Below are 21,991 nucleotides of genomic sequence, written 5' to 3'. Positions count from 1 at the left end.
TCTTGATTCTTGATTCTGATAAAACTATATTTGATAACAATAAATCCAAATCAATAAAGAATGGAAAATAATAATCCCAACTACGTTTACGATAATGTAATAGAGGTAAACGACACTGACGCTTCACGTAAATATTTAGCCAAGGTTTTTACCTGGATGTGTATCGCATTGGGCGTGTCAGCAAGTATAGCTTACGTTTTCGCTACAGATTTCAGCTTGTTAAGTTTAATAATCGACCCCACTGTAGGTAAATTTACTACCATAGGTTACGTTGCCTTATTTGCTCCGCTAGCCTTTAACCTGGTAATGAATTTTGGCTACACGCGTATTAGTTACCCTGTGTTGGTGGCTTTATTTTTCGGTTATGCATTAACTATTGGCATAAGCCTAAGTATTATCGGCCTTATTTATACCGCGAGTTCAATATTTACGGTATTCTTAAGTTCTGCCGCCGTGTTTGCAGTAATGGCTATCGCCGGTTACACTACTCAGCAAGACCTTACCAAATTCGGTTCTATAATGTATACTATCTTTATAGGGGCATTTGTGGTTAGCTTGGTTAATTTCTTTATGGGAAGCGATACATTACAGTATATTCTGAGCTTTGTGTTTATGGCCGTAATGATAGGTTTAACTGCTTTTTACGTGCAAATGTTAAAACGCATAGGTGCAGGTTTGGAATATGGTAGCGCCGAATCAAAAAAATTAGTGATCATAGGAGCATACGTGCTTTATACTACATTCATCAACTTATTTATGTCAATGCTTCGCATATTTGGAAGCAGAAGATAATAACTAACAAAAAATACTTGCCGGTAAAAGATGTACAAACTAGTTTGCAGATTTTTGCCGGCATTTTTGTTTCTGCTCACATTTGCAGCGTCCGCGCAGCGGATAGATACCAACCGCACCCGCCAAAAAGCTAAAGAAGCCCTGCAATTCGCGAAGCAAAAAGGCTATAATATCCGCTACAGTATTTTAATTGACATGAGCCTGCCATCGGGCGTAAAGCGCTTTATGGTTTGGGATATGCGTAAAAATGCCATACATATAGCCGGTTTGGTGAGCCATGGTTGCGGTACTTCCCCATGGGCAGGCGTGTGGTCTAAAGATAAGCCGCAGTTCAGTAATGCCGATGGCAGTCATTGCACAGCCTTAGGGAAATACAAAATTATGGGTCGTGGATATAGCGGCTGGGGCATACATGTAAAGTATTTTTTAAATGGTTTAGAGGCAAGCAACAACAAAGCCTTGGGTCGTCAAATTGTATTTCACTCGTGGGAGCGTGTGCCCGAGCAAGAGGTTTACCCGGATGGTACACCCGAAGGTTGGGGCTGCCCGGCCATATCAAACAATACCATGAAGCTGGTTGATGCCTTACTGCGCGCGCAAAGTAAACCGGTGTTGATGTGGATATATAATTAGCATGTAATATCCACTAATCGAGGCGTATCGGTTACGCTTAGCCTCTTGCACATTACAACTTAATTACGCATCTTTGCACTGCTTATACAGAAAGGCGGAGGGACTGGACCCTGCGATGTCTTAGCAACCTGTTACTCAACAAGGTGCTACATTCTACTCATCAGTTTTAACCGGCAGATGGACAGATAAGCGAGAGTCAAAATTTGATTGATCCGACCTTCAGCATAAGCTTTTTTAGATATGAGATGTGAGATGTGAGACATGAGATGTTATCTCGGTTTTGCCAACCGTATTTCAGTATCTGATCGATGAGCGGTGATAGATATGCTTTCTCATATCTCAAATCTCACTTCTCATATCTAACAGACAATGAATATAAAAGACGAACTCAAAAAACGTATTCTGATCATTGACGGCGCTATGGGTACCATGATACAACGGTACCAGCTAACCGAAAAAGATTTTCGTGGAGAAAGATTTAAAGATCACCACAGCGACCTGCAAGGTAATAATGACCTGCTGAACTTAACGCGCCCGGACGTGATCAAAGCTATACATGCCGAGTACCTGGATGCCGGTGCCGATATCATCGAAACCAATACCTTCAGCACGCAAGTAATTTCCCTGGCCGACTACCATATGGAAGAGCTGGCTTATGAAATGAGCTACGAAGGCGCACGCCTGGCCCGTGAGGTTGCTGATGAATATAATTTAAAAACGCCCAACAAACCCCGCTTTGTGGCCGGTGCTGTTGGTCCTACAAATCGTACTGCATCATTATCGCCTGATGTGAACGACCCGGGTTACCGTGCCGTTACTTTTGATGATCTGGCTAATGCTTACTACGATCAGATTCGTGGTTTGGTTGATGGCGGATCGGACGTTTTGTTGATTGAAACCATATTTGATACCCTGAATGCCAAAGCAGCTTTATTTGCTGCCGATAAATACGCGCAGGAAAGCGGCAAACATTTGCCCATCATGATATCGGGTACTATTACCGATGCTTCAGGCCGTACCCTTTCGGGCCAAACCGTTGAGGCGTTCTGGAATTCTATCCGCCACGCTAACCTGTTATCAGTAGGTTTAAATTGCGCTTTGGGTGCCCGTGAAATGCGCCCGCACATTCAGGAACTTTCTGAAAAGGCAGATGTATTTATATCGGCTTATCCCAATGCCGGTTTGCCAAACGAGTTTGGTCAGTATGACGAAACCCCGCACGAAACTGCCCACCAGGTAGACGACTTTATGAAAGACGGTCTGGTGAACATTGTTGGCGGTTGCTGCGGTACCACGCCCGACCACATTAAATGCATAGCCGAACGTGCAGAAAAGTATCCTGCACGTTTGGTACCTGAGGTAGCTCCAAACATGCGCCTGAGCGGTTTAGAAGCCGTTACCATAACTCCCGAAAGTATTTTTGTGAATGTGGGTGAGCGTACCAATATCACCGGTTCGCCAAAATTCTCGAAGCTGATCTTGGCCGAGAATTATGAAGAAGCGCTATCGGTAGCTGCCCAACAGGTTGAAGGTGGCGCCCAGGTGATAGACATCAACATGGACGAGGGTATGATCGACTCGGAAGCTGTAATGGTGAAATACCTGAACCTGGTAGCTTCTGAACCTGATATTGCCAAACTGCCTATCATGATCGACTCATCAAAATGGTCGGTTATTGAGGCAGGTTTAAAATGTATACAAGGTAAGGGTATTGTAAACTCCATCTCGCTGAAAGAAGGCGAGGAGAAGTTTAAAGAATACGCCCGCAAAATATTAAGCTATGGTGCCGCCACGGTAGTGATGGCTTTTGACGAAACAGGTCAGGCTGATAATTACCAGCGCCGGATAGAGATATGTAAGCGTTCGTACGATATTTTGGTGAACGAGATAGGTTTTCCCCCGCAGGATATCATTTTCGACCCTAACATCCTTACCGTTGCAACCGGTTTGGAGGAACACAACAACTACGCGGTAGATTTTATTGAAGCTACCCGCTGGATAAAACAAAACCTGCCGTACGCTAAAGTGAGCGGTGGTGTAAGTAATATTTCCTTTTCTTTCCGCGGTAATAACGTAGTGCGCGAGGCGATGCACTCGGCCTTCCTGTTCCATGCCATCAAAGCCGGTATGGACATGGGCATTGTAAACGCCGGTATGCTGGAGGTTTACGAAGAGATTGATAAGCAACTGCTCGAGCTGGTTGAAGACGTGCTGCTTAACCGCCGCGACGACGCCACCGAGCGATTGGTTGAATACGCCGATACCGTAAAAAGCAAAGGCAAAGAGGTTGTGCGCGATGAAGAATGGCGAAAAGGCCCCGTAGAAGAACGCTTGTCGCACGCCTTGGTAAAAGGTATTATCGAGTACCTGGACGCCGACGTGGAAGAAGCACGCCAAAAATACGACAGGCCGCTGGAAGTAATTGAAGGTCCCCTGATGGACGGTATGAACATTGTGGGCGATCTATTTGGCGCGGGTAAAATGTTCCTGCCACAGGTCGTAAAATCGGCCCGTGTGATGAAAAAGGCCGTGGCGTACCTGTTACCTTTCATCGAACTGGAAAAACAAAAATTAATTGATGCCGGCGGCGATGCAGATGCCGGAAGAGCCAACGCCGGTAAAATATTAATGGCAACCGTTAAAGGCGACGTGCATGATATCGGTAAAAACATTGTAGGCGTGGTTTTAGCTTGTAATAATTTCGAGATCATTGACCTTGGCGTTATGGTTCCCGCGCAGCGGATAATTGAAGAAGCCAAAAAACAAAACGTAGATATTATTGGCCTGAGCGGTTTGATCACCCCATCACTGGATGAGATGGTGCATTTCGCTAAGGAAATGGAACGCGAAGGCTTTACTATTCCGCTGATCGTTGGCGGTGCAACTACCTCGCGCATACACGCCGCTGTAAAGATCGACCCTAACTATTCGGGCGCCGCCATACACGTATTGGATGCATCGCGCAGCGTAACCGTTTGCAGTAACCTGATGAACAAGGATACCCGCGACGGCTACATCCAAGGCATTAAAGACGAATATGCTAAGGCCCGCGAGGCTCACGCCAATAAAAAATCAGACAAGCGTTTTGTAACGCTTGAACAGGCGCGTGCCGATAAATTTAAAATAGATTTGGATAAAGTAGCGCCCAAACCGGCCTTTACCGGTACCAAGGTTTTTGAAAGCTATCCGCTGAAAGAGTTGGTGCCATATATCGATTGGACGCCGTTCTTCCACACTTGGGAACTTCGCGGCAGCTACCCTAAAATATTTGAGGACAAGTTTGTAGGCGATGAAGCTAAAAAGCTTTTTGACGACGCTCAGGCTCTGCTGAAAGATATAGTAGACAACAACCGCTTACAAGCAAACGGCGTTATCGGTTTTTGGCCGGCAAATACCGTGGGCGATGATATTGAGTTGTACACCGACGAAAGCCGTACACAACTATTATCACGCATACACACTCTCCGCCAGCAATCAGAAAAGGTAAAAGGCGATCCATACTATGCCTTGTCAGATTTTGTAGCCGAAAAAGAAAGCGGCGTAGCCGATTACTTCGGCGGCTTTGCGGTAACCACTGGTTTAGGCTGCGACGAGTTAGTAGCCCAATACGAGAAAGATCACGACGACTACAACAGCATCATGGTAAAAGCTATTGCCGACCGCTTAGCCGAAGCCTTCGCCGAAAAAATGCACGAGTTGGTACGTAAAGAATATTGGGGTTATGCAGCAAACGAGAACCTGACCAACGAAGAGTTAGTTAAAGAAGAATACCAAGGTATCCGCCCCGCACCGGGCTACCCGGCTTGCCCTGAGCATACCGAAAAAACAACGCTATTCGACTTGCTTAAAGCCGAAGACAATGCCCACATGTACCTCACCGAAAGCCTGGCCATGATGCCGGCCGCATCGGTAAGCGGGTTCTATTTCGCGCACCCGCAATCGCGTTACTTTGGCCTGAACAAGATCAGTAAAGACCAGATAGAGGATTATGCCGTGAGGAAGAATATGAGTGTGGAGACGGTGGAGCGTTGGTTGGGACCGAACTTGAATTACTAAATATGTCATTGCGAGGAGGAACGACGAAGCAATCGCACGCCTGTTAAGTCAGCGACTTTTCTCCGTGCGATTGCCACGGCACGCTCGCAATGACAAAAAAAATCTTCGCAATGACAAAAAAAAGAGAAGAAAGACTAATCCTTCTTCTCTTTTTCTTTTTCCTTGAATTCGTAAACCTCAGTTTTTATGACCGTCGAATCTTTCCCAAAATACAATCTCAATAGCTTTTTATAAATAGGTTTGTGTTTAGGGTTGTAATTATGGGCCGTGTTGGTAATCTCCCATATCAGCATCAGTTTAGCCGTGTCCTGCTGTTTACCTAGCAATTGCCTGGACTGATAATAGGTCAGCCCTTTTATTTTTTGTGTAGCCAAAAGGTCTTCCAACATTTCTTCGCGTAGCGGATAATCAATGCCGTTGCCATATTGCCATTTTTCGCGATCGAATTTTTGGGTGCGTTTACAGCTTGCCAGGCTCAAAGCCACAAGCATCACGATAGTTAATTTAACAGGTAATTTGTTTAACATGATTAAAGCAAAGCTACTAAATGCTTTGTTAAATGGTTAACCCCGTGTGGTTAAATTCATTATATTCGTTAAAACACAACATTTGTATATGGCAAAGTTTACTAAGCATTTTTTTATAGCGGCGGTAGCACTTGCCGCGACAGCTTGCAAGCAAGGCGCAACCACGGCTGATGAACAGGACGGACTGGCCGCTTTCAGCAAAGACAGCCTGAGCAATCACATCGCTACCTTGTCTTCTGATGATTATCAGGGCCGCCGCCCGTTTACGCAGGGCGAGGTGAAAACGGTAGCTTATCTGCAGAATCAATTTAAACAAATAGGCTTAGAACCCGGCAATGGCGCAAGTTACGTGCAGGAGGTACCGCTGATGGAAGTGACCCCTGTGGCGCTTAGCAATATGCAGGTAAAAGGCCCTAAAGGCAGCTTCGAACTCAAAAAGATGGATGATTTTGTGATGTTCAGCAAGCGTGCCGACAGCGTGAATACACTGGCTGATGATGAACTGGTGTTTGCCGGCTTCGGCGTAGTAGCGCCCGAATATAACTGGAACGACTATGCCGGCCTTGATGTTAAAGGCAAAGTAGTAATGGTGATGGTAAACGACCCGGGTTTTGAAACCGGTGATACCACCATGTTTAAAGGAAAAACTATGACTTATTACGGTCGCTGGACTTATAAGTACGAGGAAGCCGCCCGCCAGGGTGCAAAGGCTTGCATCATTGTACATAATACTGCTGCAGCCTCATATCCATTCCAGGTGGTGCAAAGTTCAAACGGTGGTGTAAAACTGCATTTGGATAAGCGTGGCAAAAATGTTTACGACATGGCTATGCAAGGCTGGGTAACACATGATGGCGCGGTTAAATTATTGCAGGCTGCGGGTAAAGATACCAGCGTATTACATACTGCTAACAAGTCGGGCTTTAAAGGTTTCAGTACCGGTTTAAAACTTTCAGCTACGCTGAAAACAAAAGTGGTATTCAATAAATCGAACAACGTTATAGCTAAAATTACCGGTAGCAAACGCCCTGATGAATACATCATTTTCAGCGCACATTGGGACCATTTGGGTATTGGTAAACCTGATGCCAAAGGCGACAGCATTTATAATGGAGCGTTGGATAATGCCAGCGGTACCGCGGCTTTACTAGAGTTGGCCCGCGCCTATAAAAGCATGAAAACCCCGCCCGAGCGCACGTTGATCTTCTTATCGGTAACTGCCGAGGAGCAAGGTTTGCTGGGTTCAGAGTATTATGGACAATTCCCGGTTTATCCGGCAGATAAAACGGTGGCGAATATTAATATAGATGGTATCAACTTCTACGGTAAAACCAAAGATGTTACTATCTATGGCAATGGTCAGTCAGAATTGGAAGACTATTTGATTGACGAATTAAAGAAAAGCGATCGCATACTTACTCCCGAAGCGCATCCGGAAGCCGGATTATTCTTCCGGTCGGATCACTTCAGTTTTGCTAAAGTTGGTGTGCCGTCCATAACCATTGATGGCGGTACCGAAGTAATTGGCAAGGAAAAAGGTTACGGCCAAAAGGTGGGCGACGAGTACACCGCCAAGCGCTACCACCAACCTGCCGATCAGTACGACCCGACCTGGAACCTGGACGGCGGCATGCAGGATATTGAAACCATATTTCAAATAGGTAAACGCCTGGCTTTTGAAACCACGTTTGTAAAATGGAAAGCGGGATCGGAGTTTAAGATGTTAAGGGATAAGTAATCCGAGGTATAAGACTTACGAAGTTTTTAAAACTTCGTAAGTCTGTCATGTACTATGCGTTCTGCAATAAATAATCCTTAAACCCATCAAAACCCTTACCCAAAGCAACAGCCTGCTTTTCTTTAAACTGTAACTCTTTCACCTGTTCAGGTATTTCAACATGCTCGGCAATCTCCTCCGGGAAAACATCCGGGAACTTGCATGGGTGCGCGGTTGACAGGAATATGCCTGCAAAATCTTCATCCGCATGTTCCTGTTGATATTGCTTCAAAGCTGTCCAGGCAATAGCGGTATGCGGGCATGCCACATATTTATATTGATCATGAATAGCTTGTATGGCTTCACTGGTTTCGTCATCGTTGTAGCTGTAACCGGTTATTTCTTCTTCGAGGCTATCCGCATCTTCCTTAAACATATCTGCAATACGCACCCAGTTACTTGGGTTACCTACGTCCATTGCGTTTGATAGGGTAGCAACCGATGGTTTGGGCTGATAAATTCCGGTGCTTAAAAACTGCGGTACGGTATCATTAGCGTTGGTAGCCGCTATAAACTGCTCAACAGGCAAACCCATTTTCCAGGCTAATAAACCTGCGCCAATATTGCCGAAATTACCGCTAGGCACTGAAAACACGATCTTGCTTTTGCCTTGTTTTAAGGCCTGCGCGTAAGCGTTAAAATAGTAAAACGTCTGCGGTATTAACCGGGCAATGTTAATAGAGTTGGCCGATGTTAAGCGATATTTCTCATTCAGCTCAGCATCAGTAAAGGCTTGCTTAACAAGTGCCTGGCAATCATCAAAAGTGCCGTCAATTTCTACCGCTCGGATGTTTTGACCGTTGGTAGTTAATTGCAGTTCTTGTATGTCGCTTACTTTTCCTTTGGGATACAGTATTGTAACGCGGGTGTTTGGTACACCTAAAAAGCCTAGTGCAACCGCACCGCCGGTATCACCTGAGGTAGCAACCAGTACATCGAGTTGCTTTTCACCTTCTTCCAGGAAGTAGCTCATCACGCGACTCATAAATCGCGCGCCGAAATCTTTGAATGCCAATGATGGTCCGTGGAAAAGTTCCAACACATAAACGTCTTCTTCCAGTTTTACAATTGGTGCGTAGAAGTTGATCGCGTCGTATATGATAGCTTTTAGGTCGGCAGTTGGGATATCATCGCCCAGCAAATTTTGCGCTACATGAAAAGCGATCTCGGGCAGCGTGTAGCTGTCCAGGTTATTGATGAATTTATCATCCAGCTTTGGGATGCTCACCGGCATGTACAGGCCCTTGTCCTGCGGCATGCTATTAAAAACCGCGTCTTTAAAACTTACGCGTGATGCGATGTTGTTGGTACTGTAGAATTGCATATTCCCCCCCCCTCTAAATCTCCCCCGAAGGGCGAGACTTTGGTTTAGTTCTTAATCTTGTTTATTATTATAATATTAAAGCCCTCCCCCTCGGGGAGGGTTGGGAGGGGTTAAATCACCCTCGGCCCCTCATCATTTATCGGCGATACATAAGCCTGCGAACCTATCTTAATTCCTTTTAAATGATTTTGTAATTTCTGGGTGATGGCATGTGCGGTAGCCTCATCACGTGTAAACGCAAACACTGATGGCCCCGAGCCTGAGATGCCAAAACTTACCGCGCCCAGCTCCATGGCAAATTCGCGCAGCTTATAAAAATCGGGAATCAGCATAGAGCGCACCGGCTCAACCAGCACATCCTGCATACTGCGACCAATCAAGTCAATATCGCCCATAAACAAACCGCTTACCAGGCCGGCAATATTGCCCCATTGGGTAACGGCGTCTTTCATATTTATTTTATTGCGGATGATCTGACGAGCCTCGCGGGTTGGTACATCAACATCCGGGAATACGATGGCGCAGTAGAGATCTTTAGGATGCGGCAAACGCACTACATCCAAAGGCTCATAACTACGTACTAACACAAAGCCGCCGAATAGGGCCGGAGCAACATTATCTGCATGACCATGGCCACAAGCCATTTCTTCGCCTTTCATGGCAAAGGGTAACTGGTTTATCGGGTCGCTGGTATCGCCTAATAAAGTTTTGGCAGCAAACAAACCCGCTACGGTACTTGCAGAGCTTGAACCCAAACCACTACCTATCGGCATTTTTTTGTGAAGCTCTATATCCAACCCTAAATCTGTACGACCAACACTTTCTAAATAATGCTTAACACTTACACTTACGGTATTTTTAGCAGGATCCAAAGGCAAACGGCCATCGTCGCCGGTAATTTTGCTGATGGTAATGCCCGGTTTATCGGTAACACGCATCACTACCTCATCGCCGGGTGCGTTAACAGCAAAACCCAGCACATCAAATCCACAAACCACGTTGGCTACAGTTGCAGGGGCGAAAACTTTAATTTCAGTGCCCGCTTTTAAATCCGCGCCTAATGCTATTTCTTGTATATTATTTTCCATGATATTCGTCTCTGTTAGTTGGCGCCTACGTTAATTAAATCAGCAAATACACCGGCTGCGGTTACTTCGGCGCCGGCGCCCGGGCCTTTTACTACCAGTGGACGTTCCTTATATCTGTCAGTTGTAAATGATATGATGTTGTCGCTACCTGACAACATATAGAACGGATGATTTTCATCTACCATTTCTAAAGTGATAGAAGCTTTGCCATCTTCCAGTTTGCCAATGTAGCGCAACACTTTGTTTTGCGCTTCCGCGCGATCTTTAAGGTCGGCGAAGAAAGCGTTTTCGTCCTTTAATGTTTGGTAGAAATCAGCTACGCTGCCTGCGTCTAAACTTGCTTGTGGTAGCATACTTTCAATCGAAACATCACTAGCCTCTAAAGCATAGCCTGCATCGCGCGCCAGGATGAGCATTTTGCGCATAAAGTCGGTACCGCGTAAATCGTCGCGTGGGTCGGGTTCGGTGTAGCCTTTATCCTGCGCCAGCTTTACGGTGTCGTGGAAATTAGCATTGCCTTTAAAGTTATTGAACAGGAAAGAAATAGTTCCCGATAGGATAGCTTCTATTTTTTGCACACGGTCGCCGCTGTTCATCAGGTCTTTTAGTGTACGAATGATCGGCAAACCGGCACCCACGTTGGTTTCGTAAAAGAAATCAACGCCATGTTCGCGGGCGGCATCTTTAAATGTTTTGTATTGTTGATAAGAGCCCGAATTGCCAATTTTATTGCAGGTTACAATGGAAATGGTTGATTTTAGTACTTCCTCATAGTAAGCAATAGGCTTGGGGCTGGCAGTATTATCAATAAACACGCAGTTCGGCAAATTCATCGCTTTCATCTTTTTCACAAAAGTTTCCAGGTCTGCATTTTCATCCGACTCATTTAACGCCTCTTCCCAATTATTTAAGGAGATCCCATCCGGATTAAACACCATTTTGCGGGTATTGCTTATACCGGCAATTTTAACCTGTATACCGTTGTTTTCTTGCAAGAAAGCGGTATGGCCGTTCAACTGCTGGAACAAAGTTTTGCCGATGTTACCGGTACCTAAACAGAAAGCGTGCAAAGTTTTGGTCAATTCAACAAAGAAGGCATCATGTACGGCGTTTAACGCTTTTGACAGGTCGGCCGAAGTAATGATCACCGAGATGTTATATTCTGACGAACCCTGTGCAATGGCGCGCACGTTAACACCATTACGGCCTAGTGAATGAAATAACCTGCCCGATACACCGGGAGTTTCTTTCATGTTTTCGCCCACAACAGCCAGTATGGCTAAGTTCTTCTCAATCTCCACATGCTCCAGTTTTTTGGCCATCAGTTCCAATTCAAACTCATGCTCAATAACCTGGCGGGCACGTTCGGTATCGTCAGGCGATACGGCGAAGGTGATGCTATGCTCCGATGAGGATTGGGTGATCAATATCACATTGATCTGCTCTCGCGCCAGCAAAGAAAACAACCTGCCGCTAAAGCCCGATTTGCCTACCATGCCGCTACCTTCAACATTTAAAATGCTGATGTTGTTGATAGACGAAATGCCTTTTATAGGCAGGTTTGATGGTTGGCAATGGTGTTGTATCATGGTGCCCGCAAACTCCGGCTCGAAAGTGTTTTTGATAACGATCGGGATCTTTTTCAAAAACGCCGGTATCATAGTTGGTGGATAGATAACCTTTGCGCCGAAGTAGGATAGCTCCATAGCTTCGGTGTAAGTTAGTTCAGGTAATGAAAATGCTTTTTTAACCATGCGCGGGTCGGCGGTCATCATGCCGTTCACGTCGGTCCAAATTTGTATTTCGGCAGCGTTTAGCGCCGCGCCGAATATAGCCGCGGTATAATCGCTGCCACCACGACCAAGGGTAGTTATCTGTCCGGCATCGTTACTGGCGATAAAGCCGGTTACAAAAAGCACTTCGTCTTTATGCTCGTTGTATAAGCCGCGTATCAGTTGTTCAGACAGATCGGTGTTTACTTTGGCCTGGCCAAAAGCACTATCAGTTTTGATAACATCTGCCGCATCAACAAATACAGCTGGGAAATACTGCGCCGCTATTTTACTGATCATGAGTGTTGAACAGCGTTCGCCATAGCTTAATATCAGGTCGCGGCTTTTTGGGGTTAACTCGCGCAGGGTTAAAATGCCTTGCAACAATTCTTCCAGCTGATTAAAGTTGATCTTTAAGCGGGTAAGCGCCGGGTTTTGATCTTTAATTTCCAGCAGCGCTTTTACTACCTCAAAATGCCGTTGTTCCAATTGTGCCAGTTGCGGGGCAAAATCGTTGCCGAGGGCCGCATCTTCAGCCATAGCGATTAGCAGATTGGTTACACCGCTCATGGCCGATAATACGACTACCGGTTTCTGTGCGCCAGGCTGCTTTACTTCATCCTTTAGGATGTTTAACAGGGTTTCAATACTTTGGGCCGAACCTACGGATGTTCCGCCAAATTTTAACACTTTCATTACTAAGGTGGTTTTAAACAAAAACGCCTTCCTCTTTGTCGGAGGAAGGCGTTTTGTGATTTTCTATTTTTCTATTTTTTACACAAACGATTATCTCCCTCCGACGCTATAGCCGGTGGTGGTGGTAATGGTTGTTGTAGTAATTGTTGTCAGTTTCATATAATGTCTGTAAAGTAAGTAGAATATTTTTTGATATGCAAGCACAAAATAAAAAAAGTATGGTTTTATGTAAAAAAGGATAGGTATTTGCTCTATAATTGCACATTATTATCAAATGCAGGGACTCGTAACAAAATCAACCGGAAGCTGGTATCAGGTGCAAACACCCGATGGGCAGCGGTATGATTGCCGTATAAAAGGCAAGTTTCGCATTAAAGGCATCACCACCACCAACCCTATAGCTGTTGGCGATATTGTTGATTTCGACCTGGAGCCTGAACAGGAAACAGGTGTTATCACTAACCTGCAGCAGCGCAAAAACTATATCATCCGTAAATCCATCAACTTATCCAAGCAGGGGCAGATCATTGCCGCTAACCTGGACCAGGCACTGTTGGTGGTTACTTTGGCTTCGCCGAGGACTTCTTTGGGGTTTATAGACAGGTTTTTGGTTACCGCGGAAGCCTATGATATTCCCGCCCGGCTAATATTTAATAAACTTGATCTGTTTAGCGATGAAGGGTTGGATATACTGGCCGACTATCAGTCTATCTACGAAAATATTGGCTACCCGTGCTACAGCGTTTCGGCACTAAAAGGGACTAATATTGACGAGGTGCAGGCTTTATTGAAAGATAAAGTGACCTTGTTTTCCGGTCACTCGGGCGTAGGTAAATCAAGCCTGATCAACTCCTTGCTGCCTGGAATGGAACTGCGTACCAACGAAGTATCCGAATGGAGCGATAAAGGCATGCACACCACCACCTTTGCCGAAATGTTTGAGTTGCCCCAGGGCGGATTCATTATTGATACCCCCGGCATCCGCGAACTGGGTGTTATCGACATAGAAAAACAAGAGCTGAGCCATTTCTTCCCCGAAATGCGCGAGCGCATGCACGATTGTAAATTCAACAACTGCCAGCATATTAACGAGCCGGGCTGCGCGGTACTGGTAGCCCTAAAAAAAGGCGAGATCGAGATATCTCGTTATGAAAGTTATTTGAGTATTTATAATGGGAATGATACGAGGGCTTAGTTAGTCAATTATTAATATACGGCTAGGCTGGCTACCTCTGAAACTTTTTGACTCAACTCTATAAGCGTGTTGTTCTTATAATATGCTGCTCGACTAGTCTTCGTCGCTCCACTTATATAAACGTCGCTATCTTTTACGGTTAAAAAATATGCGTAAATATCGTTGATTTCTGTTTTAATTCCATTTCTCCAATACACCGATCCGTTCGATCCGTTTACTCCTTTAGTGGTATAACCTAACAGATACAAATCGCTACCATTAAAAGCAGCCGCAAAACATCCCGATTCGAAAGAATTATCAATAAAATGTTCTACACCATTTTTCCAGTAAACTGCCGTCATGTTAGAACTGCCTGTGGGAAGTAAGGGGCCACTATCGTATCCCGCTATGCAAACTTCATTGCCTTGGATGACTATGCTTTTACCGGAAGAATTTCCAACATCAGGTAGTAGAACTATTGATCCATTTTTCCAATAAGCTGCCGTACTAGTTCCGTTAATAGCGTACACACATCCTGTAATATAAACATCATTACCAGATATAAATATCCTGTTTGCCTCAGACGACGAGCCCTGACTATCTGAAAGTGTCGTCATTATCCCATTTTTCCAATAAACACCGGTCAGTAATCCAGAGGTTTTTGTGTAGCCAATGATATAAATATCATCGCCGTGGACTGCGATATCGGTGACATACGCGTTTTTAGATATGTCAGAAAGAAGAAACGGAACTGTATTTTTCCAATAGCAGGCCAGTATTTTATTACTCTGTACTGTATAGCCAGCAGTATATATATCATTTCCCTTAGCTGCTAAAGCCACTGCCATCGAGCTTCTAGTATAGGGGGCATCAGGTAAAATGATTTCCTCACCATTTTTCCAAATAGCCGCATGTAATTGTCCTAAGTTATCAGAAATATGACCAGCCGCGTAGACACCGGGCGTTATTTTATTCGGTTCCGAAGAATTGTTTTTCTTACATGCAGAAATCGTAAGTACACAACTGAGTGCTAAAAGAAATACTTTAATTTTCATGAGCAAGGTTTAGTGTCACTCAAATATATAAAAAAGGAGAGTTATTAACTCTCCAGCGCCTGCTTAAAATCAGCGACCAAATCTTCCTGATCTTCAATGCCGATAGACAATCGTATCATATTGTCAGATATCCCCATCTCCGCGCGTTTTTCGGCGCCTAACTCATTAAATATGGTATGCGCCACCGGGATAGCCAGTGTACGGGTATCGCCCAGGTTACTCGATTTTACTACCAGTTCCAGTTTATTCAGGAAGCTGAAGCAATCAATATTTTCAGCCAGCTCAATGCTCATTAAACTGCCGGTATTTTTAAATAACTTTTTAGCCGAAGCATGTTGAGGATGCGCGCTCAGGCCCGGATAAAATACTTTTTTAATGCCCGGGTGGCTTTCCAAATAAGTAGCTAAAGCTAAAGCGTTACCGCATGATCTGTCCATACGCAGTGCCAAAGTTTCTGAGCCTACGGAGATAGAGTGTGCAGCTTCGGGCGCTAATGTGCCGCCGGCATCGCGTAAACCTTTTTTGCGTATTTGCGTCATGCCCCAGGCTTTCGCGTCGGGTTGTTTTTTAAATACTTCGTAAATGTTAGGGAAATTGCTCCAGTCAAATAAACCGGTATCGGTAACACTGCCGCCCAGCGCATTGCCATGGCCGCCAATGTATTTGGTTAATGAGTTAACCACCAGGCTGGCTTTTACATTTATCGGTTTAAATAAATACGGCGTGGTCATGGTATTATCCACGGTATATATAATACCTTTTTCGGCACAAATATTACCAATAGCTTCCAGGTCGGCAATTTGAGTAGCCGGATTGGCAATGGTTTCTACAAATACCATACGGGTGTTTGGTTTCAAGCCGGCCTTAATATTTTCTACATCGGTAGCATCAACAAAGGTAATATCCATACCCATGTCAATGTACGATTGAAACACGCTGCGCGAATTACCAAACAAAAATGAGCTGGCCAGTATATGGTCGTCTTTCCGCATCAAAGCCAAAACCACAGCTGCAATACCTGCCATGCCGGTAGCAAAGGCCACGGTTTTATAGCCATTTTCCATTTGGGTAACCTTTTGTTCCAAAGCGGTAACAGTAGGGTTGCCCTGGCGCGAGTAAGCGTAGCCATTTACTTTATTCTGAAAAACATCTACCAATCCCTGCACATCTTCATAACCATAAGTTACTGATGTATGGATGGGCTTATGCAAAGCGCCATGTTCTGGTTTGCCTAAACGATCGGAATGTAACAGGGTGGTAGTAAAGCCTTTTTTTGTTGCCATGGTATTAGTACGCTATATAATAGTAGTATAGGCTGCGAACTTAGCTGTTTTTGGCCAAAATTTTAAATCACCAGTTGTTTTTGTTGTTTAATGACAATTGGTAAACACGATGTGTGCCTGTAAGTTATTGTGCTGTAGCGGTTTTGTTTTAGCTTTATGCTAAATTGTAAAACCTTTAACTCATTAACAGGTTATGCAATAATACCAACACATCACTATGAGAAAATGGATACTTAGCATCCCGGTTTTACTGGCATTTGTATTAATGGCTTATAAAGCTATAAACGGGCAATGGGCATTGATGCCATCAACCAACCCTCCAGCCGGGCGCAGCGAATGTGGTTTTGCTGCCGCGAATGGTAAGCTTTATTTAATTGGTGGCGATGGCGGCGCAATGCAGGTAGAGATATTTGATCCATCAACTTCAACCTGGACAAAAGGCGCCACAGCGCCATCTATCATGCATCACTTTCAGCCCGTGGCACTGGGCGACAAAATATATGTGTTGGATGCCTTCTCCGACAGGAATTACCCTAATCAAATACCTTTAGCCAACGCTTACAGTTATGATACCAAAGCCGATAAATGGCAGCAATTGGCCGGCTTGCCCGAAGGTCGCAGGCGCGGTGGTGCCGGTGCTGCGGTTTACAAAAGTAAACTGTATTTAGTAGGTGGCATATTACACGGTCATAATACAGGTACAAACGGCATGCTGGATGTTTATGACCCGGCAAACAACAGCTGGTCATCTTTGCCCGATGCCCCACACGTGCGTGATCATAGCATGGCCGTTGTAGTGAAAGATAAACTGTACGCCGTAGGTGGCCGCAACACCAGTTTGCATGATGCTAATAATTTTATGTCGTTTTTTGATAAGGTGGTTTTGGATGTTGACTGCTATGATTTTAAAACCGGCAAATGGAGCACGCTTGTAGCCAAACTACCTATGGGCACCGGCGGCGGTACTTGCGTAAACCTTGATGATAAGATATATTATATAGGCGGCGAGCGCGCAACTGCTACCGAACCCAACGGCCCTAAGAAAGATGTTTTTTACATTGATCCTGAAAAAGATAAACAATGGACAAGCGGCCCAAGCCTGAACAAAGCCCGTAACGGTGTAGGTGGCGCAGTTTTGGGCAAAGCAATTTATATTGCAGGTGGTGCCGGTGGTGATATTGGTTTGGAAGTGTTTAAGTAAGCCGTCTGTTATAAAGCAGTGCTTTGTTTAATATAATTTACTACAGCATCGGTAGCGCCAATGTTGTTTTTAACGTAGATACGGGCCTTATCGCCACAAGCCGTTTCATCGGCCAGTGCGCTAAAGGTATTGTGCAGTTCCTCTTCGTTAACAATACTAAAGGCTGCGCCAAAGGTTATTAAATCACGGGCCTCCTTGAATCGGTCGTAATTAGGGCCAAATATTACAGGCACGCCAAATGCAGCTGCTTCTAAAGTGTTATGTATCCCTACACCAAACCCGCCGCCAATATAAGCTATGTCCGCATATTGGTATAGCGATGATAGCATACCTATATTATCTATTATCAAAACCTGGCTTTGTTGCAGGTTTTGTTGATTGATTTGCGAGTATCTGACAGTTGAATTTGCCGGTAACAAGGTTATTAAATCATTAATCTTTTGTTCACTTATTTCGTGCGGGGCGATTATGAATTTCCATTCGGGATTTGGCTCAACCAGTTTGGTAATCAATTTTTCATCAGCGGGCCAACTGCTGCCCGCAATAAATAGTTTCTGCGTGTTTTTAAATTGATGGATAAGCGGCAAGTCTCTGGGCTTTTGCGCGTTTGCCCATACACGGTCAAAGCGGGTATCGCCGCTAACGGTAACGTTTTCAACCCGGATGCTTCGTAATAGTTGTTTTGAAGCTTCATCCTGCACAAAAAAATGACGAACAAAGCGTAACATCTGGCGGTGCAAGCGGCCAGTCCAGCTAAAAAACACCTGCCCTGGTCTAAATATTCCGGATATTATATATAAAGGTATATCCTTATTATTCAGTTCGTTAAAAAAATGATACCAATATTCATACTTGGTAAAAATGGCCAAGGTTGGGTTTATAGTGGCTATAAATTGTTGCGCGTTGGCAGCGGTATCCAGCGGTAAATAGTAAACAGCATCGGCCAATGGCGTATTTTTCCTGATCTCGTATCCCGAAGGGGAAAAGAAAGTAATTATTATTTTATGCTGCGGATATTCGGCATTTATGCGTTCCAGAACAGGGCGGCCTTGTTCAAACTCGCCAAGCGATGCAAAGTGAAACCAAATGCTGTTATTGGCAGGCAAAACCTGCTGTTGCTGCCGGCCTTTTAACCATAGTTTTGCCTTATTGTTAAAAAACGAGGTGATGTAGATTGCAAAATAGTAAAGCCTTAAGCCAACGTTATATAGCAGCAACATTTAGGATATAAATTTATTATCTTCGCGCCGTAAAAGTAATAACAATAATACTTAAATACTTATGAAAATTGCTGTAGTTGGAACCGGCTATGTAGGTTTAGTAACAGGTACGTGTTTGGCCGAAACCGGTAACCAGGTTGTTTGCGTTGATATAAACGAACAAAAAGTTAAAATGATGCAGGACGGCAAAGTGCCTATTTATGAGCCTGGCCTTGAACTTTTATTTCACCGGAATATTAACCAGGGACGACTACATTTTACCAGCAGCCTGGCCGATGCTATTGCTGATGCTAAAATTATCTTTTTGGCTTTGCCAACTCCTCCGGGAGGCGATGGCGCTGCCGACCTAAGTTATGTATTAGGTGCCGCAAAAGACATTGCAGGCCTTATTACCGAGTATAAAGTTATTGTTACCAAATCAACCGTGCCTGTCGGTACTGCCGATAAAATTACAGCCGTGCTTAATGCCAATACCAATGTGGAATTTGCGGTGGTATCAAACCCTGAGTTTTTACGCGAAGGTGTTGCGGTTGACGACTTTATGAAACCAGACCGTATCGTAGTCGGCACTCTTGACGAAAGAGCACGTAAATTAATGGGCGAGTTATATGCGCCATATGTGCGCCAGGGCAATCCCATCATATACATGGATCAACGCTCAAGCGAGCTGACCAAATATGCCGCTAACTCCTTCCTGGCTACCAAAATCTCGTTCATGAACGAGATAGCTAACCTTTGCGAGCTGGTAGATGCCGATGTTGATATGGTGCGCCGCGGTATTGGTGCAGATGATCGTATAGGTAAACGTTTCCTGTTCTCGGGTATCGGTTACGGTGGCAGCTGCTTCCCTAAGGATGTACAGGCACTAGCCAAATCGGCAAAAGATATTAACTACGATTTTAAGATATTAAACTCGGTAATGGATGTTAACGACATCCAACGTACCGTGTTGGTTGAAAAAGTAAAAAAATACTACAAAGGCGACGTTAAAGGCAAAAAATTTGCCATGTGGGGCCTTGCCTTCAAGCCCGAAACTGACGATATCCGCGAAGCCCCGGCTTTGTATATTATTGACGCTTTGGTTGAAGCAGGTGCTACCATTACAGCTTATGATCCGGAAGCTATGCCAAACGTTAAAAAACTATTGGGCGATAAAATTAGCTATACCGAAAACGCGTATGAAGCGTTAGATAATGCTGATGCTTTATTAATAGTTACTGAGTGGTCGGCTTTCAGAACGCCTGATTTCGACCAATTGGATAGTCGTTTAAAGACAAAAGTTATTTTTGATGGTCGTAATCTTTACGACTTGCAGAAAATGGTGGACTGCGGATTTTATTATAACAGTATCGGACGTAAATTGATAGGTTAATGGGGCGTAAGCGTATTTTAATTACCGGGGCGGCCGGGTTTTTAGGCTCGCATTTGTGCGACAGGTTTATTAAGGAAGATTACCATGTTATTGGCATGGATAACCTGATAACCGGTGATATGCGTAATATTGAACATTTGTTTAAGCTTGAAAACTTTGAGTTTTATAACCATGATGTTTCCACATTTGTTTACATACCCGGCGAATTGCATTACATTCTGCATTTTGCGTCGCCCGCGAGCCCGATTGATTATTTAAAAATACCTATCCAAACCTTAAAGGTAGGTTCATTAGGAACGCATAATTTGTTAGGGCTGGCGCGAAATAAAAAAGCGCGTATGCTGATTGCTTCAACATCCGAAGTATATGGCGACCCAAGCATAAACCCGCAACCTGAAGAATACTGGGGTAACGTAAACCCGGTTGGGCCGCGTGGAGTTTATGACGAGGCTAAACGTTTTCAGGAAGCTATAACCATGGCTTATCACACTTTCCACGGGTTAGAAACACGTATTGTGCGTATATTTAATACTTACGGCCCACGCATGCGACTGAATGATGGCCGTGTATTGCCGGCTTTTATAGGCCAGGCCCTGCGCGGCGAGCCGTTAACCATGTTTGGCGACGGATCACAAACCCGTTCATTTTGTTATGTTGACGATTTAATAGAGGGTATTTATCGCCTGTTGCATAGCGATTATGCGCAACCCGTGAATATTGGTAATCCGGATGAGATTACTATCCGCCAGTTTGGTGAGGAGATCATTAAACTAACCGGTACCGACCAGGAGCTAATAAGTTTACCATTACCAACTGACGATCCGAAACAGCGCCGTCCGGATATTACCAAAGCAAAAGAAATATTAGGCTGGGAACCAAAAATATCGCGTAGCGAAGGTTTAAAAATAACTTTAGAGTATTTTAAATCGCTGCCCGAAAAAGAGATACAGCATAAAGACTTTACCTATTTTAATAACAAAGCTAATGGCTAAAATATTAGTAACCGGTGGCATGGGCTTCATAGGCTCGCACACCGTTGTTGAGCTGGTTAATGCCGGCTACGAACCTATCATCGTTGACGATCTTTCAAACTCAAGCATTAACATATTAGATCAGCTTGCAAAAATTATTGGCTACAAGCCGGCATTTTACCAGTTAGATCTGTGCGATGAGCAAGGCGTAAAAGACCTGGCGGCTAAAGAAGCCGATATCACCGGCATCATTCACTTTGCGGCATCAAAAGCCGTGGGCGAATCCGTTCAATTGCCGTTAAAGTATTATAAAAATAATTTCTTCTCGTTATTAAACATATTAAATGCTTACGAGGGTAAACCGGTGAATTTTGTGTTTTCATCAAGCTGTACAGTTTACGGGCAGCCTGATGTGTTGCCGGTAAATGAACTGGCACAGGTAAAGCCGGCCGAATCGCCTTATGGCAACACTAAACAAATTGCAGAAGAGATATTGCGCGATATGGTTGCTGCAGGTACTGCCTATAAAGTAACCTCACTACGTTACTTTAACCCGGTTGGTGCGCATTCATCAGGCTTGATTGGCGAGTTACCTATCGGCGTTCCGCAAAACCTGGTGCCTTTTATTACGCAGGCTGCCATTGGCAAGCGCGATAAGATAACCGTATTTGGCAACGATTATAACACGCCCGACGGTAGCTGCATACGCGACTATATACACGTTGTTGACTTAGCTAAAGCACACGTTGCTGCCTTAAAACTAATGGAAACAGAACAATATACAGGTTACGATGTATTTAACCTGGGTACGGGCAAAGGCAGTTCGGTATTGGAGGTTATACACGCTTTCGAAAAATCAACCGGGGTAAAATTGAATTACCAGATCGGCCCACGCCGCGGTGGCGATGTCGAGCAGGTTTGGGGCGATGTTACCAAATCAAAAAATGTACTGAAATGGCAAACAGAGCTTGATCTGGATACCATGATGTCATCTGCATGGGCTTGGGAAAATTATATTGCCCAAAATCCGTTATAGTATTTGCAAAACGC

Annotated in this window: 16 protein-coding genes and 1 riboswitch; of the genes, 9 read left to right on the top strand and 7 right to left on the bottom strand. The window is 44.5% G+C overall.

The window, feature by feature from the left end:
• The first annotated feature begins 60 nt into the window (after positions 1 to 60).
• The 3 genes from AC59JT_RS13150 (at position 61) to metH (ending at position 5,481) form a co-directional block, all read left to right on the top strand.
• A complete protein-coding gene (locus tag AC59JT_RS13150; RefSeq protein ID WP_497399602.1) occupies positions 61 to 792 on the top strand; it encodes a Bax inhibitor-1/YccA family protein in 732 nt (243 codons plus the stop codon).
• A gap of 30 nt (positions 793 to 822) precedes the next feature.
• Positions 823 to 1,425 (top strand): murein L,D-transpeptidase catalytic domain-containing protein, encoded by a 603-nt coding sequence (locus AC59JT_RS13145; protein WP_497399600.1) that lies wholly within the window; start codon positions 823 to 825, stop codon positions 1,423 to 1,425.
• 79 nt (positions 1,426 to 1,504) lie between these two features.
• Positions 1,505 to 1,617: riboswitch (SAM riboswitch) on the top strand.
• Positions 1,618 to 1,794: 177 nt separating this feature from the next.
• Positions 1,795 to 5,481 carry a methionine synthase gene (gene metH / locus AC59JT_RS13140; RefSeq protein WP_497399598.1) on the top strand — a complete coding sequence of 1,229 codons (3,687 nt, stop codon included), beginning with the start codon at positions 1,795 to 1,797 and terminating at the stop codon, positions 5,479 to 5,481.
• Between the two features lie 134 nt (positions 5,482 to 5,615).
• Here metH and AC59JT_RS13135 read toward each other — a convergent pair whose 3' ends face one another.
• Complete coding sequence (locus AC59JT_RS13135; protein ID WP_497399596.1) at positions 5,616 to 6,008, bottom strand: hypothetical protein; 393 nt, start codon at positions 6,006 to 6,008, stop codon at positions 5,616 to 5,618.
• Between the two features lie 88 nt (positions 6,009 to 6,096).
• Here AC59JT_RS13135 and AC59JT_RS13130 point away from each other — a divergent pair, with 88 nt between their 5' ends.
• On the top strand, positions 6,097 to 7,746 hold the full coding sequence (locus tag AC59JT_RS13130; protein WP_497399594.1) for a M28 family metallopeptidase: 1,650 nt from the start codon (positions 6,097 to 6,099) through the stop codon (positions 7,744 to 7,746).
• Positions 7,747 to 7,798: 52 nt separating this feature from the next.
• Here the strand turns inward: AC59JT_RS13130 and thrC are convergent, their stop codons facing one another.
• The 3 genes from thrC to thrA form a co-directional block, all read right to left on the bottom strand.
• Positions 7,799 to 9,109 carry a threonine synthase gene (thrC, locus tag AC59JT_RS13125; protein ID WP_497399592.1) on the bottom strand — a complete coding sequence of 437 codons (1,311 nt, stop codon included), beginning with the start codon at positions 9,107 to 9,109 and terminating at the stop codon, positions 7,799 to 7,801.
• Between the two features lie 110 nt (positions 9,110 to 9,219).
• The gene (locus AC59JT_RS13120) at positions 9,220 to 10,197 is read right to left on the bottom strand and encodes a homoserine kinase (RefSeq protein ID WP_497399590.1); all 978 of its coding nucleotides are present in this window, start codon (positions 10,195 to 10,197) and stop codon (positions 9,220 to 9,222) included.
• A 14-nt stretch (positions 10,198 to 10,211) separates the two neighbouring features.
• Positions 10,212 to 12,665 (bottom strand): bifunctional aspartate kinase/homoserine dehydrogenase I, encoded by a 2,454-nt coding sequence (gene thrA / locus AC59JT_RS13115; protein ID WP_497399588.1) that lies wholly within the window; start codon positions 12,663 to 12,665, stop codon positions 10,212 to 10,214.
• A gap of 274 nt (positions 12,666 to 12,939) precedes the next feature.
• Between thrA and rsgA the strand changes: the two genes are divergently transcribed.
• Positions 12,940 to 13,860, top strand: a complete 921-nt coding sequence (rsgA, locus tag AC59JT_RS13110) for a ribosome small subunit-dependent GTPase A (RefSeq protein ID WP_497399586.1) — start codon at positions 12,940 to 12,942, stop codon at positions 13,858 to 13,860.
• An 11-nt stretch (positions 13,861 to 13,871) separates the two neighbouring features.
• Here rsgA and AC59JT_RS13105 read toward each other — a convergent pair whose 3' ends face one another.
• Entirely contained in the window at positions 13,872 to 14,894 is a 1,023-nt protein-coding gene (locus tag AC59JT_RS13105) for a hypothetical protein (protein ID WP_497399584.1), read from the bottom strand.
• Positions 14,895 to 14,938: 44 nt separating this feature from the next.
• Complete coding sequence (locus tag AC59JT_RS13100; RefSeq protein ID WP_497399582.1) at positions 14,939 to 16,177, bottom strand: cystathionine gamma-synthase family protein; 1,239 nt, start codon at positions 16,175 to 16,177, stop codon at positions 14,939 to 14,941.
• Positions 16,178 to 16,394: 217 nt separating this feature from the next.
• On the opposite strand from AC59JT_RS13100, the gene AC59JT_RS13095 reads away from it, so the two are divergent.
• Positions 16,395 to 17,378: a Kelch repeat-containing protein gene (locus tag AC59JT_RS13095; RefSeq protein WP_497399580.1), complete on the top strand. Its 984-nt coding sequence runs from the start codon at positions 16,395 to 16,397 to the stop codon at positions 17,376 to 17,378.
• An 8-nt stretch (positions 17,379 to 17,386) separates the two neighbouring features.
• Here AC59JT_RS13095 and AC59JT_RS13090 read toward each other — a convergent pair whose 3' ends face one another.
• The gene (locus AC59JT_RS13090; RefSeq protein ID WP_497399578.1) at positions 17,387 to 18,598 is read right to left on the bottom strand and encodes a 3-deoxy-D-manno-octulosonic acid transferase; all 1,212 of its coding nucleotides are present in this window, start codon (positions 18,596 to 18,598) and stop codon (positions 17,387 to 17,389) included.
• A gap of 61 nt (positions 18,599 to 18,659) precedes the next feature.
• Between AC59JT_RS13090 and AC59JT_RS13085 the strand changes: the two genes are divergently transcribed.
• From AC59JT_RS13085 to galE, 3 genes are read left to right on the top strand one after another with little or no spacing between them, the layout of a single operon-like run.
• Positions 18,660 to 19,970, top strand: coding sequence for a UDP-glucose dehydrogenase family protein (locus tag AC59JT_RS13085; protein WP_497399576.1), 1,311 nt, complete (start codon positions 18,660 to 18,662; stop codon positions 19,968 to 19,970).
• The gene (locus AC59JT_RS13080) at positions 19,970 to 20,962 is read left to right on the top strand and encodes a UDP-glucuronic acid decarboxylase family protein (protein ID WP_497399574.1); all 993 of its coding nucleotides are present in this window, start codon (positions 19,970 to 19,972) and stop codon (positions 20,960 to 20,962) included. Before AC59JT_RS13085 ends, AC59JT_RS13080 begins: the two co-directional genes overlap by 1 nt.
• Positions 20,955 to 21,977 (top strand): UDP-glucose 4-epimerase GalE, encoded by a 1,023-nt coding sequence (gene galE, locus AC59JT_RS13075; protein WP_497399572.1) that lies wholly within the window; start codon positions 20,955 to 20,957, stop codon positions 21,975 to 21,977. Before AC59JT_RS13080 ends, galE begins: the two co-directional genes overlap by 8 nt.
• Positions 21,978 to 21,991 lie beyond the last annotated feature (14 nt).

The organism is Mucilaginibacter sp. A3364 (assembly GCF_059690715.1).
The sequence above is the reverse complement of the archived record's forward strand: the minus strand, read 5'-3'. Positions and strand labels throughout refer to the sequence as shown.

Bases quoted from the DNA above. Each gene is read 5' to 3' on its own strand.
- AC59JT_RS13150 (WP_497399602.1), top strand. From the start codon at position 61: ATGGAAAATAATAATCCCAACTACGTTTACGATAATGTAATAGAGGTA.
- AC59JT_RS13145 (WP_497399600.1), top strand. From the start codon at position 823: ATGTACAAACTAGTTTGCAGATTTTTGCCGGCATTTTTGTTTCTGCTC.
- metH (WP_497399598.1), top strand. From the start codon at position 1,795: ATGAATATAAAAGACGAACTCAAAAAACGTATTCTGATCATTGACGGC.
- AC59JT_RS13135 (WP_497399596.1), bottom strand. From the start codon at position 6,008: ATGTTAAACAAATTACCTGTTAAATTAACTATCGTGATGCTTGTGGCT.
- AC59JT_RS13130 (WP_497399594.1), top strand. From the start codon at position 6,097: ATGGCAAAGTTTACTAAGCATTTTTTTATAGCGGCGGTAGCACTTGCC.
- thrC (WP_497399592.1), bottom strand. From the start codon at position 9,109: ATGCAATTCTACAGTACCAACAACATCGCATCACGCGTAAGTTTTAAA.
- AC59JT_RS13120 (WP_497399590.1), bottom strand. From the start codon at position 10,197: ATGGAAAATAATATACAAGAAATAGCATTAGGCGCGGATTTAAAAGCG.
- thrA (WP_497399588.1), bottom strand. From the start codon at position 12,665: ATGAAAGTGTTAAAATTTGGCGGAACATCCGTAGGTTCGGCCCAAAGT.
- rsgA (WP_497399586.1), top strand. From the start codon at position 12,940: ATGCAGGGACTCGTAACAAAATCAACCGGAAGCTGGTATCAGGTGCAA.
- AC59JT_RS13105 (WP_497399584.1), bottom strand. From the start codon at position 14,894: ATGAAAATTAAAGTATTTCTTTTAGCACTCAGTTGTGTACTTACGATT.
- AC59JT_RS13100 (WP_497399582.1), bottom strand. From the start codon at position 16,177: ATGGCAACAAAAAAAGGCTTTACTACCACCCTGTTACATTCCGATCGT.
- AC59JT_RS13095 (WP_497399580.1), top strand. From the start codon at position 16,395: ATGAGAAAATGGATACTTAGCATCCCGGTTTTACTGGCATTTGTATTA.
- AC59JT_RS13090 (WP_497399578.1), bottom strand. From the start codon at position 18,598: ATGTTGCTGCTATATAACGTTGGCTTAAGGCTTTACTATTTTGCAATC.
- AC59JT_RS13085 (WP_497399576.1), top strand. From the start codon at position 18,660: ATGAAAATTGCTGTAGTTGGAACCGGCTATGTAGGTTTAGTAACAGGT.
- AC59JT_RS13080 (WP_497399574.1), top strand. From the start codon at position 19,970: ATGGGGCGTAAGCGTATTTTAATTACCGGGGCGGCCGGGTTTTTAGGC.
- galE (WP_497399572.1), top strand. From the start codon at position 20,955: ATGGCTAAAATATTAGTAACCGGTGGCATGGGCTTCATAGGCTCGCAC.